The organism is Candidatus Pelagibacter sp. HTCC7211 (assembly GCF_000155895.1).
GTDB lineage: Bacteria > Pseudomonadota > Alphaproteobacteria > Pelagibacterales > Pelagibacteraceae > Pelagibacter.
The window spans coordinates 193,807-206,488 of the sequence record NZ_DS995298.1; the positions used below are offsets into that span (position 1 = coordinate 193,807).

General features: G+C 27.4%; 13 protein-coding genes. 2 read left to right on the top strand and 11 right to left on the bottom strand.

Annotation, left to right across the window (positions count from 1 at the left end):
- Window position 1 precedes the first annotated feature (1 nt).
- Genes ybeY through PB7211_RS01000 form a run of 5 tightly spaced genes read right to left on the bottom strand, consistent with a single transcriptional unit; the run spans window position 2 to window position 3,566 of the window.
- Window positions 2-463, bottom strand: coding sequence for an rRNA maturation RNase YbeY (ybeY, locus tag PB7211_RS00980; protein ID WP_008544639.1), 462 nt, complete (start codon window positions 461-463; stop codon window positions 2-4).
- Window positions 456-1,451: a PhoH family protein gene (locus tag PB7211_RS00985; protein WP_008545505.1), complete on the bottom strand. Its 996-nt coding sequence runs from the start codon at window positions 1,449-1,451 to the stop codon at window positions 456-458. The genes ybeY and PB7211_RS00985 overlap by 8 nt, the downstream gene beginning before the upstream one ends.
- A gap of 3 nt (window positions 1,452-1,454) precedes the next feature.
- Entirely contained in the window at window positions 1,455-2,783 is a 1,329-nt protein-coding gene (miaB, locus tag PB7211_RS00990; protein WP_008545726.1) for a tRNA (N6-isopentenyl adenosine(37)-C2)-methylthiotransferase MiaB, read from the bottom strand.
- A 1-nt stretch (window position 2,784) separates the two neighbouring features.
- Window positions 2,785-3,216 (bottom strand): Fur family transcriptional regulator, encoded by a 432-nt coding sequence (locus PB7211_RS00995; RefSeq protein ID WP_008545588.1) that lies wholly within the window; start codon window positions 3,214-3,216, stop codon window positions 2,785-2,787.
- Between the two features lie 8 nt (window positions 3,217-3,224).
- Window positions 3,225-3,566, bottom strand: a complete 342-nt coding sequence (locus tag PB7211_RS01000) for a peptidase M22 (protein WP_232208807.1) — start codon at window positions 3,564-3,566, stop codon at window positions 3,225-3,227.
- Between PB7211_RS01000 and PB7211_RS01005 the strand changes: the two genes are divergently transcribed.
- The gene (locus PB7211_RS01005) at window positions 3,559-4,620 is read left to right on the top strand and encodes a polysaccharide deacetylase family protein (RefSeq protein ID WP_232208809.1); all 1,062 of its coding nucleotides are present in this window, start codon (window positions 3,559-3,561) and stop codon (window positions 4,618-4,620) included. The genes PB7211_RS01000 and PB7211_RS01005 overlap by 8 nt on opposite strands.
- Here the strand turns inward: PB7211_RS01005 and PB7211_RS01010 are convergent.
- The 4 genes from PB7211_RS01010 to murJ are packed head-to-tail and all read right to left on the bottom strand — an operon-like array spanning window position 4,617 to window position 8,899.
- Window positions 4,617-5,762 (bottom strand): glucosaminidase domain-containing protein, encoded by a 1,146-nt coding sequence (locus PB7211_RS01010; protein WP_008544119.1) that lies wholly within the window; start codon window positions 5,760-5,762, stop codon window positions 4,617-4,619. The genes PB7211_RS01005 and PB7211_RS01010 overlap by 4 nt on opposite strands.
- A gap of 9 nt (window positions 5,763-5,771) precedes the next feature.
- The gene (locus tag PB7211_RS01015) at window positions 5,772-6,311 is read right to left on the bottom strand and encodes a NifU family protein (protein ID WP_008544527.1); all 540 of its coding nucleotides are present in this window, start codon (window positions 6,309-6,311) and stop codon (window positions 5,772-5,774) included.
- Between the two features lie 52 nt (window positions 6,312-6,363).
- Complete coding sequence (trpS, locus tag PB7211_RS01020; RefSeq protein WP_008544263.1) at window positions 6,364-7,365, bottom strand: tryptophan--tRNA ligase; 1,002 nt, start codon at window positions 7,363-7,365, stop codon at window positions 6,364-6,366.
- Between the two features lie 4 nt (window positions 7,366-7,369).
- Entirely contained in the window at window positions 7,370-8,899 is a 1,530-nt protein-coding gene (gene murJ, locus PB7211_RS01025; protein ID WP_008544994.1) for a murein biosynthesis integral membrane protein MurJ, read from the bottom strand.
- 50 nt (window positions 8,900-8,949) lie between these two features.
- Here murJ and PB7211_RS08090 point away from each other — a divergent pair, with 50 nt between their 5' ends.
- Window positions 8,950-11,235, top strand: a complete 2,286-nt coding sequence (locus tag PB7211_RS08090; RefSeq protein WP_008545736.1) for an NADP-dependent malic enzyme — start codon at window positions 8,950-8,952, stop codon at window positions 11,233-11,235.
- Here PB7211_RS08090 and PB7211_RS01035 read toward each other — a convergent pair whose 3' ends face one another.
- A complete protein-coding gene (locus PB7211_RS01035; protein ID WP_034398714.1) occupies window positions 11,236-11,829 on the bottom strand; it encodes a BON domain-containing protein in 594 nt (197 codons plus the stop codon).
- Window positions 11,819-12,682, bottom strand: coding sequence for a 16S rRNA (cytidine(1402)-2'-O)-methyltransferase (gene rsmI, locus PB7211_RS01040; protein WP_008544329.1), 864 nt, complete (start codon window positions 12,680-12,682; stop codon window positions 11,819-11,821). Before rsmI ends, PB7211_RS01035 begins: the two co-directional genes overlap by 11 nt.

Consider the following 12,682-nt stretch of genomic DNA (forward strand, 5'->3'; position numbering starts at 1 on the left):
TTTAATTTTTTTTAGAAATTATCGATTTATATATTCTATTTTCTTCTCTTAACATATTTTTATAATCTTTATTTTTAATATGATCAAAGTTAAGCAGGTGTAAAAAACCATGAATAAATATTTTTATTACTTTATCTTGAAAACTTTTTAAGTTTTGAGTTCTTGGTTTATTCATAAAATTATAACTTATGATGATGTCTCCAAGATAAGTTTTTTTACTAATTTTAATTTTATTATTGAATGGAAAAGACAAAATATCAGTGGATTTATTTTTATTTCTAAAATCTTTATTTAATTTTTTAATACCTTTGTTGTTTGAAAGTAACAAAGTAAGACTAACTTCTTTATTTAAATATTGATATTTCTTTGGAAAAAGCTTGCAAAGATTATTAAAAAAAAACTTTTTTTTTCTTATTTTTTTTGACCACGCCCTCTCATCTGAGAGAACATCAATTTTAATCATTATTTGAGTAAGCTTTGACTATTTTTGAAACTAGAGGATGTCTAACTACATCAGAATGATCAAAATCGACTACTGAGATTTCATTTAAATGACCCAGTAATTCTTTTGATCTAACTAAGCCAGACATATTTTTATTTGGTAAATCTATTTGTGTTGGGTCACCATTTACAACTATTTTTGAATTTTCTCCAATTCGAGTTAAGAACATTTTGATTTGAGTCTCAGTTGCATTTTGAGACTCATCTAAAATAGCAAATGAATTTTTTAATGTTCTTCCTCTCATAAATGCCAAAGGTGCAATTTCAATATCACCAATTTCAATCATCCTTTGTATCTTTTCAAAATCAAATAAATCGTAAAGAGAGTCGTATAAAGGCCTTAAATAAGGATCTACTTTTTCCTTCATATCTCCAGGTAAAAAACCTAATCTCTCTCCAGCTTCAACTGCTGGTCTAGATAAAATTATTCTTTCGATTTTCTTTTCTAACAACATAGTAAGGCCCACAGCCACAGCTAAAAAAGTTTTTCCAGTTCCGGCTGGTCCAGCTGATATTATAATATCACTCTGTCTTAGTGCTCTAACATACTCTTTTTGCTTCTCAGATCTTGGTATAATAGATTTTTTTGGAGTTTTAATTATATCTGTTACATTATTATTTTTAACTTTTTCATTAATCATGAATTTATCTACAGATGAAACTATATCTTTATTTTCAATACTACCATTATTAACATATTGATTAGCTAGAAATTGAATAGCATTTTTAACAATTTCATTTTTTTGAGGGTTAGATTTTATCAAAATAGAATTTCCTCTTGAATATAAGCTAGAGCCAGTGATATTTTCTAATTCTTTTAGATTTTTGTTAAATTCTCCAACAACACCCATCAATAAATCATTGTCATGAAAGATAACACTAAGTGAGTTATTGTCTGAATAAACAAATTTTAAAGAAGTTTCGATATTCTTTTTACTTAAACCGCTCAATTTTTATGCCACCTTTTGATTAGAGTTATTAATAATTTCTCCAAATAATGTACTTCTGTTACTTTTAATAATTCTGACTGGCAAAATTTTTCCAATATCTTCTTTCTTACCATTAAAAATAACTGATGTCATATATTCTGACCTTCCAAAAACTTGTGTTTTATCATCGGTTAAATTTTCTACTAGAACATTAATTGTTTTATTTTCTAGGGATTTATTCATGTTAATTTGATTTTCAAATAATTGATTTTGAATTATTTCTAATCTTTCCATAGATATTTTTTTATCAATTAATTCTAAATCTGCAGCTACTGTTCCAGGTCTTGGACTAAAAATAAATGAAAAAGAATTGATAAATTTAATTTTATTAATCAATTCAAAAGTTGCTTGAAAATCCTCTTCTTCTTCTCCTGGATAACCAATTATGAAATCACTTGAGAACTCTATATTGGGGTTAATATCTTTCAGTTTATCAAATATTTTGTGGTACTCACTTATGGTGTGTTTTCTATTCATGCGCTCTAAAATTTTATTTGATCCACTTTGTACTGGTAAGTGAACAAGAGGCATTAATTTTTTTGAACTTTTGTAAACTTTTATTAAATCATCAGACATATCCTTTGGATGTGAAGTGGTATATCTAATTCTTTTTATTTGTGGGATTTTTTCTATTTCAAAAATTAGATTTGATAATTTATTTTGCTCATAACTATAAGCATTTACATTTTGTCCAAGCAAAACAATTTCTTGTGCACCATTATCAGCTAAGTATTTTGCCTCATCTAATATTTGTTCAAGTGGTCTGGAATATTCTGGACCCCTAGTGTATGGCACTACACAAAAATGACAAAATTTATCGCATCCCTCTTGTATAGTTAAAAATGATGAGATTTTTCCTGAGTCATTATTTATTTTATTCAGATAATCAAATTTAGATATCGCATCAAATTCTGTTTCTTCTATTTTTTTCTTTTTTTCAATATGGTTTAAAATTGTATCATTTATTTTATGATAAGATTGAGGCCCTATAACTAAATCAATATAAGGTTCCCTTTTAAGCATTTCTTGATTTTCTGCTTGAGCAACACAACCAGCTATAATTACAAGTGGTTTTTGTTTTGATCTAAAAATTTTTTTTACTCTTCCAATTTCATGATAAACTTTTTCTTTTGCCTTATCTCTTATATGGCACGTATTTAATAAATAACAATTTGCTTCTTCGTATTTTTCAGTTTTTTGAAAACCAATTTTTTTAACAGAGTCATAAATTCTATTAGAGTCGTACTCATTCATTTGACAACCAAATGTTTTAATAAATATTTTTTGATTCATTTTATTGGGATTTTTTTTTTATCCCATATAATTCAAGCTTATGATCAACTAAAGTATAACCATGTTTTTCTGCAACTTTTTTTTGAAGTTTTTCAATTTCATCGTCCACAAATTCTATTATTTCTCCAGTCTTGACGTCTATTAAATGATCATGATGACTTTCTATCATTGCTTCGTATCTAGCTTTACCACCTTTAAAATCGTGTTTTGCTAATATTCCAGCTTCTTCAAATATCTTTACTGTCCTATAGACAGTGGCAATACTAATCTTTGGATCAATTTTTGAAACTCTATTATACAATTCATCTACATCTGGATGATCAGATTCACCATAAGCCTCTTTTGACTCTGATATGACTTGAGCTATTACTTTCCTTTGATCAGTTAATTTCACTCCTTTTGACAAACACTTTTGTTCAATTGTTTCAGACATATTTAATTTTAACTTATATAAATGGGATTAATCAAATTTTTTTTTATTTTAAATTTATCACATAAATTAGGGATGTTTTCATAACTAATATTCTTTTCACCTTTAAAATCTTCAAAACTATAACAATAATAATCTATCTTTTTTGCAATATTGAAAGCTTTTACCACTGATAAGGAGTTTCTTATGCCTGCAAAGCTTCCTGGCCCTATATTGATGTAAATCTTACTAATATCATCTATTTTTAAACTTTTGGTTTTTAAGAAATCATCAATAATCATGGTTAATTTTTCAAAATTAATTTTAGTATTATCGTAAGTAATATTATAAATATTCTTATTAGTAATGAGCATCAAAAATATTTTTTCATTAACAACATCAATTATAAGTTTATTCATTTTTATTTTATTTTCTAATCTAAGTTCTAATTCAGATGAAAATAATATCAAATATTATTCAAATGATGAGGGTATTTTATCAATAATGTATCATCGTTTTAATGAGTCTAAGTATCCTTCAACAAATATTCAGATGGATATTTTTAAACAACAAATAGAGATAATCGAAGATTCTAATTATAAATTTAATAACCCTAGCGAATTTGAAAAAATGTTTAGTACTCCAAAAATAAAAAAAGAAATACTTATAACTATTGATGACGCATTTCTTTCTTTTTATCAAGAAGCCTGGCCTTTTCTTAAAAAAAATAAAATTCCATTTATCTTATTCGTTTCAACCGAACCAGTTGGTAAAAGAGGATATATGACTTGGAGTCAAATAAGAGAGGTTGAGTCTGAAGATTTTGCTTTTATTGGTCATCATTCTCACACTCATGATTATTTAATTAATGAAACTAACGATCAATTTATTTCAGATATTGAGAAAGCTAACAAAATATTTTTAAAAGAATTGGGTTATATTCCAAATTTATTTTCCTACCCATTTGGTGAATATTCAAAATTTATGAGAAATTATATCTCTAAAAACTTTAAATTTGCTTTTGGACAACATTCAGGAGTAATAGATCTTAACAAAGACAAGTTCGAATTACCAAGGTTTCCAATTAACGAAAAATATGGAGAGCTAAAAAGATTTAAATCAATAATAAATTATTTTCCGTTAGAGTATAAAGAAATTTTTCCAAAGGAAAAATATTTATCTCAAGAAAATAATCCACCTAAATTTGAAGTAAAATTTTTTAAAGAACAAAAAAAATTAGATAATATTAATTGTTACTCTAATGAAGGAAACAAATGGGAAAAATCAAAGACTAATTTTTCTAATTATACTTTAACTATTAAATTTAGAGAACCTTTTGTGCCAAGAAGAGGAAGAATAAATTGCTCTTTAAACGATAATGGTAAATGGAGATGGTTTGGTATTCAATTTCCAATTAAAGAAAATTAAATAAGACTTTCAAGATCACCACTTGATGGTAACAATCTGGCATCATCAAAATCTTTTAAATTATTTTGCTTTATGATTTTTTGTAATACTTCAACGTATTGATTGCCTGTTTCAGCATATTTATTTAAATATTTTGAAAGCTCCATACTATCTAGTGGTTTATTGAGATCTCTTAGTTCTGCTCTTGCTTTTCTAAATTCTTTGTAAGTTCTATGTGTGTTTAAATTTCTTTGATACGCTCTAACAGAAGCCTGCAGAACGTTAAATTTCATTACTTTATGTCCTTTATCTGCGTCAGCATCTTTAGGTTTCAACCCTTCTCCAGACCATGTCCATTGTCCAAATAGAGCATTACCCTCTTGAGCAAATCTTGATGTACCCCATCCAGTTTCTTTTGCAGCTTGAGCTATAGCCAATGAAACAGGTATTTCATCCATTCTAACCTTTAATGATGATAAATCTCCTGATTTTACTCCATATTGTTTGTATTTTTTTTCAAGCCACTGTTTCTCAGCAACACTATTATTACTTTTGTTAATTACCCTGAAAAGAGTTTTTCTATCTATTCTAATATTGTTATTTTCTTTAACTATCAAAGGTAAAACGATTTGAATAAAAAATTCTTTTCTTTTTTTGGTATTTTCAATCATTTTAATTTCTTGAGGTAATAAAGTTAAGGCTACAGGTTTTACCAGTTTATTTTTTCTAACATCTTTCAGACTATAATTGGTGTCCTCAAATAATTGTTTTATCGTAGCAGCACTAAGTCTTACTGAATCTGTTTCTAAATCATTTAAACTAAAAATATCAAATAATAAATCTTCCTCTGTTAAATTTTCATTATCTTTTGTTTTTTGGTTTTTGTTATTTAAAGTGTAGGCTAAAATTTTTTTCGAATTATTTGTAAATTCTTTTTTATTAAAATTTTTATCAGCAAAATTAATAAATATTGGTGTGATGTAGAAAAAAGAAATTATTACAAAGCTACTTAAAAATATTCTAGAAATAGCATTAAAACTTTTATTATATTCACTATTAGTATTTTTTTTATTTTTTATGTTTTCTCTAAACTTTAATTCCAATTGATTAATATTTTTAGATTTTGTTTTTGATGTTATTTTTTTGGTTGATTTTACTTTCATAAACAAACTTTAAATTGCTATTACTTCTTTAACTTCAGGCAGATAATGACAAAGAAGATTTTGAACACCTTGTTTCAATGTCATTGTAGAGCTAGGACATCCTGAGCAGCTTCCTTGTAGCTGAACTTTTACTACACCATCTTTAAATTCTTTAAACTTAATATCTCCTCCGTCTCTAGCTACAGCTGGTCTTATCTTTTGATCTAAAATTTTGACTATTTTTTGCTCAATTTCATCTAAATTATCATCTGACTGTTCTGCATCTTCATCTATTACAAATTCTTTTCCATCAGAATAAAAGTCATTAATTAATGAAATTACTATATGTTTTATTTCATCCCAATTTATTTCATCATTTTTATTAACCGAAATAAAATCTTCTCCCAAGAAAATTCCCTCAACACCATTAATTGAAAGGATATTCCTTACTAAATCATTTTTAATACCATCTTTTTTTGTAATTTCGAATGGACCACTATTTGAAACCTTTTTTCCCGGTAAAAATTTCAAAGAATTTGGGTTAGGAGTAACTTCAGTTTGAACGAACATAAGAATGTTTATAGTTAATATTTGAAAAATTTAAACTTGATAATAGAATTTACTAAAAACCTACTATTTCCTTGATTTTTTGTATTTTTTTTGAAGCAATTAAATTTGCTTTTTCAACTCCTTCTAGAAGAATTTGATCTAAATATTTTTGATCCGCTAACAATTTTTTAATTTCAATTGATATTGGTTCAATTTTATTTACTAAGATTTCAGATAAACTCTCTTTAAATTCAGAAAAATTTTTTCCATAAAAATTTTCTATAGATTTTTCTAAAGTAGTATTAGTAAGACTTGCATAGATTCCCAATAAATTTTTAGCTTCCGGTCTTTCATCTAGCTCTTGCAAACCATTGGGCATTGGCATTGGATCTGTTTTAGCTTTCTTAATTTTATTAATTATTTGATCTTTACTATCTGTTAAATTTATTCTGCTCAAATCAGATAGTTCAGATTTACTCATTTTTTTTGATCCATCTTTTAAACTCATAATTCTAGAAAACTCTTTTTGTATTAAAGGTTCTGGGACTTGTAAAAAATTATCTACTTCAAAGTCATTATTAAATTTTTGTGCAATATCTCTACATAATTCTAGATGTTGTTTTTGGTCATCTCCAACAGGTACATGGGTTGCATCATATAATAAAATATCAGATGCCATAAGGACAGGATATGAATATAGGCCTATACTAGCTTTTTCTTTATCTTTGCCAGCTTTTTCTTTAAATTGTGTCATTCTATTTAACCAACCCATTCTTGCAACACAACTTAAAATCCAAGCACCTTCTGCATGGGCTGAGACTTGCGATTGGTTAAAAATTATACTTTTTTTAGGATTTATTCCACTTGCAATAAAAGTAGCAACAGTTTCTCTAATATTATTTCTTAATTCTTTTGAATCTTGTTTAACAGTAATAGCATGAAGATCAACAACACAAAAAATACATTCATTTTCAGTATCATTATTTAGTGTTACAAAATTTTTAATAGCCCCTAAATAGTTTCCTAAATGTAAGTTTCCTGTAGGCTGTACACCTGAAAAAATTTTTTTACCCATGTCGCTAATACTTTAATTTAAAATCATTCATTTTAAAAGCTTTGATCAAATATGAAATTATTAAGTAAAATAAAAGACTTAATACAACAGTTAAGATTAGATAAAATGATTTTATATTTTGATCAAATGCTAGTTCTTTTTGAAAATATGAAATTAAAAAATTAAAAAATAAAGCCATTAATATAGATGCTCCAGATATTTTAATTAGATTAATTAAAAATATATTATTAAAAGAAAATAGATTCTTATTTTTTAGAAAAATAAACAGTAAAAACGCATTTAGCCATGATGAAATTGTTGTGGCAATTGGAATGATGATGAAACCGATTTCATTAAAATAAGAAATACTAATTACAATATTAACTAAAACAGAAATAAGAGAAATATAAAATGGTATTTTAGTATCATGATTAGCAAAAAAGAAGCTTGAAAAAACTTTGATTAAAGAAAAAGCAGGCAAGCCTAATGCAAAATAATATAAAGCTTTACTAGAGTTGAATACTGACAACTCATCAAATGAACCATATCCAAATAAAGCTGAAATGATTTCCTCAGAACCAATCAACAAAGCAGCGGCTGCTGGCAGACTAAGAAGTAAGCTTAATTCTAAAGCTTTGTTTTGAATTAATGAAATTTTATCTTTTCTTTTTGCTTTAACATGCTTTGAGAGCTGAGGAAGAATAACAACACCTATTGCAATTCCAGCTATAGCTAAGTTTATTTGATATATTCTATCTGCATAATAAAGATAAGAAACTGCACTTGCTTGAAAAGAAGCAATAATAGTTCCAACCAAAATATTAATTTGAGTAACACCTGATGAAAAAACACTGGGCAAAAGTTTTTTAAAAAAAAATTTTACTTTTTCATTTACTTTAATCTTAAAGTTAAATTTAAAACTATAATATTTTCTTACAAATCTACTTAAAAAAATTAATTGAAAAAAACCTGATAATGAAACACCATAGGATAAATAATAAACAAGCTCATCTCCTAGTGTTTTAGAAAACAACAAAATACCAATTAAAACTATATTTAAAATCATTGGAGCCACTGATGCTACTCCAAATTTGTTATGTGAGTTTAAAATCGCTGAAAAAAATGAAGCTAAGCAGATAAAAAATAAAAATGGAAATGTTATTCTTGTTAAATTTATTGCTAACTCCATCTTTTCATTGTCATCAACAAAACCAGGGGCAATAATTGATACAAATGCTGGCATAAAAATTTGCACAACAAGTAATAAAAAAAATAAACCTAAAAATAATAAATTAAAAATATCATTAGCAAATTTATTAGATGATTTTTTCCCCTTTACAATTTCAGAAGTGTAACTAGGAACAAACGCTGCATTAAAAGTTCCCTCTGAAAATAATCTTCTAAAAGTATTAGGAATTCTAAAAGCAACAAAAAAAGCATCTGCTAAAACTCCAGTACCAAGAAAAATTGCAATAAGAATATCTCTTAAGTATCCAAGTATTCTGCTTATTAAGGTAAAAAATCCAAATGTGCCTGTTGACTTAAGTAAGTTCATAAATCATATTAGTCTTAATTATACCTTAATTGTATACCTAATTAACCCAAATGAAAAAAACAAAGATTGATCACTACACGGATAAAGAGGCTTTAGATTTTCACAAATATAAAAAGCCTGGAAAGATAGAAGTTATCTCCTCTAAAAACATGACTACTAAGAGAGATCTAGCTTTAGCTTATTCTCCGGGTGTTGCGGCTCCTGTAAGAAAGATTAGTGAAAACCCAGACCATGCTTATGATTATACTAGTAAAGGGAACCTGGTAGCTGTCATTAGCAATGGATCTGCAATTCTTGGAATGGGAAATTTAGGAGCACTTGCTTCAAAACCAGTTATGGAAGGTAAAGCTGTATTATTCAAAAGATTTGCAGATATCGACTCGATAGATCTTGAAATAGACTGCTCAGATGCAAATGAAATTATTAATTCAATTAAAAATTTTGCTACCAGCTTTGGTGGAATTAACTTGGAAGACATCGCAGCACCAGATTGTTTTATAATTGAAGAAAAATTAAAAGAAATTTTAGATATACCCGTTTTTCACGACGATCAACATGGGACTGCAATAATTACAACTGCTGCATTAATAAATGCATTGGATATTAGTGGTAAATCAATAAAAGAAATAAAAGTCGTAGTTAATGGAGCGGGAGCTTCTGCTCAAGCCTGTGCTGATTTATTTAAAAATTCAGGAGTGCCTAATGAAAATTTGATTATGATTGATAGAAAAGGTGTAATTTATAAAGGAAGATCTGAAGGTGTAAATCAATGGAAGTCTAAACATGCAAATGAAACAAAACTTAGAACTCTAGATGAAGCAATAGTTGGTGCAGATGTATTTATAGGCTTGTCTGCAAAAGGAGCTTTAAATAAAGAACAGGTAAAAAAGATGGCAAAAAATCCTATAATTTTTGCCTGTGCTAATCCTGATCCAGAGATCACTCCTGAAGAAATTTATGATGTAAGGGATGATGCTATTATTGCAACAGGAAGATCTGATTATCCTAATCAAGTAAATAATTTAATTGGTTTTCCATATATCTTTAGAGGAGCTCTAGATGTTAGATCAAAAACAATTAATGAGGAAATGAAAGTTGCTGCTGCTCAAGCAATTGCTAAACTTGCAAGAGAGGATGTTCCTGATGAAGTTGTTGCTGCTATGGGTGGAGAAAGACCACATTATGGGAAGGATTACATAATACCTTCTACATTTGATCCAAGATTAATAAGCATAATCCCAGCAGCTGTTGCAAAAGCTGCAATGGATAGTGGGGTTGCAAGAAAAAATATTGATGACTTTGATTTATATAAAGAACAACTCAAACAAAGATTAGATCCTACAGTTACTATTATGCAGGGTATTAATTCTTATATTAAAAAAAATCAAAAAAGAATTGTATTTGCTGATGGAGAAGATGAAAATACACTTAAAGCTGCAATTGCATTTAAAAATTCTAAATTGGGTATTCCTATATTAATCGGTAAGGAAGAAAAAATTAAAGAGCAAATTAAAAATATTGGTTACAGTGAAAACTTTAACATTGAAATTGTTAACTCTAAAGATGAAGAAAAAAGAAAAAAATATGTAAACTACCTTTTTCAAAAATTACAAAGAGAGCAGGGTTTATTAGAAAGAGATTGTGATAGAATGGTTCGAAATGATAGAGTTGTATGGGCTGCTAGCATGGTTGCTTGTGGTGATGCTGATGGTGCAGTTACTGGTAATACAAGACGATTTGGTGCTTCTTTTGATAAAATAAAACAAGTCGTAGATGTAAGGGAAGGGGAAATCATGTTTGGACTAAACATGGTAGTTCATAAAGGTAAAACAATTTTTGTAGGTGATACTAGCGTTCATGAATATCCCACTTCTGAGCAAATGGCTGAGATAGCAATTTCTACTGCTAGAGTGGTTAGATTATTTGGATTTGAGCCAAAGGTGGCATTTGTATCTCACTCTACATTTGGCCAACCTTTAACAAGTCGAACAAAACATATAAGAAAAGCAGTAGAAATTTTGAAAGAACAGAATGTAGATTTTGAATTTGATGGAGATATGCAGCCTGACGTTGCTTTAGATGCTGAATACGAAGAACTTTATCCTTTCTCAAAAATTGTTGGTAAAGCAAATATATTAATTATGCCTGGACAACATAGTGCAGCAATATCCTACAAAATGATGAAGACATTAGGAGATACAAAAGTTATTGGGCCTTTGTTAATTGGACTCGGTCTGCCTATAGAAATTGCTCCTCTAAGATCTTCAACTTCAGAACTTATTAATCTAGCATCGATAGCTGCTTATTCTGCAGATGTTATTGATTACAAAAAATAGTTATTCTTTTTGAATTCTTAAATCTTCAACAAGCATAATGCTTGCAATTACATCTTCAACATCAAGTATTTCATTTGCCTCGCTTATGACCAAATCTTTTTCTTCGGATGTAAGTGCGATCCCATAAACATAAATTTTCTTCTTATATGTGTCGATTTGGTAATTCGTAGCTTTAATATTTTTATTAAAAATTAGAGCTGTTCTTAATTGAGAAGTGATTAAAATATCTTTTGCAGATCTTTGAAAGTTAAATTCTTCTTTTATTTTTATATCATTACGCACTGATCTAACACCTTTAATTTCCCATGCTAACTTTGTTAACTGTAATTTTTCTTCAGGATTATCAACCTTACCAGTTAAAAAAATTCTACCATCAAGCACTTTAGATTTCACTGAAAGAAGATATTTTTTATCTTTAACAATCATTTTTCCAGTTAAATTTTTATGCATTATTGAGTCATCGATTTGAGTTCCTACTGTACGGGGATCGAGAGCAATAGACACTCCTGTTCCAAAAATACCCTGTGAGGATACACCTACACAACCTGATAAAATTATACCAATTAAAATAACTATTATTAATTTAATTTTCATTTTTTAATTTTAAACAATAATTATAAATTGTTTTTTTTGAAATTTTTTTATACTGACTAATTATATCAATTATTTCTTTTATGCTTAATTTTTTAATCATTTTATTAATAAGATTCTTATCTGATTCACTCAGATCTTGTGAGGAATTTTTATCATCATTTTTTTCAGAAATTACTATTGTAAGCTCTCCTTTTGGTTCTTTTTTAAAAGGCTCTAAATCATTAATATTTTCTCTTATATATTCTTCATATAATTTTGAAATTTCTCTACAGAAAACAATTTTTCTATCACTAAAAAAATTCTTTAACTCAGGTATTATTCTATTAATTTTTTTAGCTGAAACAAAAAAAACAACAGATTGATCTAATACAGACAATTTTTTTAACTCATTAATAATGGATTGCTTTTTATCAGGTAAAAATCCATTAAAAAAAAATTTTTCTGAAAAACCACTTATTGATACTGCTGTTGAAACTGCTGATGCTCCGGGTATAGGAATAATTTTTATATTATTTTTAACACACTCATTGACTAAAATTGATCCTGGATCTGAAATACTAGGTGTACCAGCGTCAGAAATTAAAGAAATAATTTCTCCTGATTTTAAAAGATTAATAATTTTATCTAAGTTTTTAGTTTCATTAAATTTATGATTTGGAATCAATTTTGATTTTATTTCATATCTATCTAATAAATTTTTTGAAACTCTTGTATCCTCACAAAGAATAAAAGATGATTTTTTTAATGTTTCAATAGCTCTTAGAGTTATATCTTTTAAATTTCCAATTGGTGTCGAAACTATATAAAGACCATTTTCATTATCTTTTTTTTGAGATTGCAATTTTATGATCAT